Here is a 1,221-nt window from a genome sequence, read left to right on the forward strand (position 1 = left end):
GGGTTCTACCCCGTTTCCACGGACGGTTTTAAAACGGCTGATAACTTCCGATCCTGAAGGGCAACTCTACGCCGCATCCTAGGATTATGGAACCGCTCGATGTAATCAAAAATATCTGCTCGCGCTTCATCCTGAGTACGGTATCGTCGATGATGGATTCTTTCTCGCTTAAGCACTCCGAAGAAACTTTCACAGGCGGCATTGTCGCCGCAATGACCAACCGCACTCATACTGCTTATCAGGCGGTTGCTATCAAGATAGCGTTGGTAGTCTCCACTGGTGAACTGACTACCCCGGTCTGAATGCAGGATAACGGGCACTTTGCCCTGACGTTGCCAGACTGCCATTTCAACGGCTCTGATCACCATGTAACGATCCTGCCGATAGTGCATGGACCACCCAATCACCAGCTTGCTAAACAGGTCTATTACAACACATAGAAAGAGCTTGCCTTCCTGAGTCGACACTTCCGTGATATCCGTGACCCATTTGGTATTTGGTTCTAGTGCAATGAAGTTCCGTTCCAGATGATTTTTGATCCCCAGTGGCCGATAGGTGCGAGCCGCTGAGCGTCCACGCTTCCTGCGGGGCCAGCCCTGAATACCATGCTTTGACATGAGTCGTGCAACTCGATTCAGGCTGACAAATGCACCTTCAGCTCTTAGATCTTCATGCATACGTGGAGCGCCAATCATTCCCCCGCTGTCATCATGTATCTCCCTGATACGTGTTAACAGGTACTGATTGGCCTTGTCTCGGGGCGGTTGTGGCCGAGATAGCCAAGCGTAATAACCACTAGCTGACACTTTCAGGCACCGACACATAAGACGTATGGGAAAGTCATTGCGACAACGTTGAATCGCCTGATACTTCAGGAAGACTCTTTGGCGAAGAACATTGCCGCTTCGCGCAAAAAATCACGCTCCTTCTTGACTCGAGCCAGCTCCCTTTTAAGGAGGGCTACTTCTTCATCTCTGGGGAGCCCTGACCCTTTGAAGGCTTTGTCTGTATCGGCATCAGCTTCCCGTCGCCATCTCGACAACTGATTAGGGTTAATGCCAATCTCCAGGGCAATCTGGCGACAACTCACACCGGGTTGTCTGGTCAAAGCAATTGCTTCACGCTTGAACTCTGGACTATATTTTTTGCGTTTGCTCATAAACACTCCTTTGGCACATTGTGCCTCTTTTTAGAAGTGTCCGCAGTCACGGGGTAGAACCC

General features: G+C 50.5%; 1 protein-coding gene. It reads right to left on the reverse strand.

All coding sequences use genetic code 11. The features are described from left to right. Positions 1–5: 5 nt before the first annotated feature. A protein-coding gene (locus BTA51_RS28825) for an IS3 family transposase (protein WP_094712535.1) occupies positions 6–1,159 on the reverse strand; the annotation gives its coding sequence in 2 pieces (ribosomal slippage) (positions 6–919 and positions 919–1,159; 1,155 coding nt in all). Positions 1,160–1,221: the final 62 nt, after the last annotated feature.

The organism is Hahella sp. CCB-MM4 (assembly GCF_002260525.1).
Classification (GTDB): Bacteria; Pseudomonadota; Gammaproteobacteria; order Pseudomonadales; family Oleiphilaceae; genus Hahella.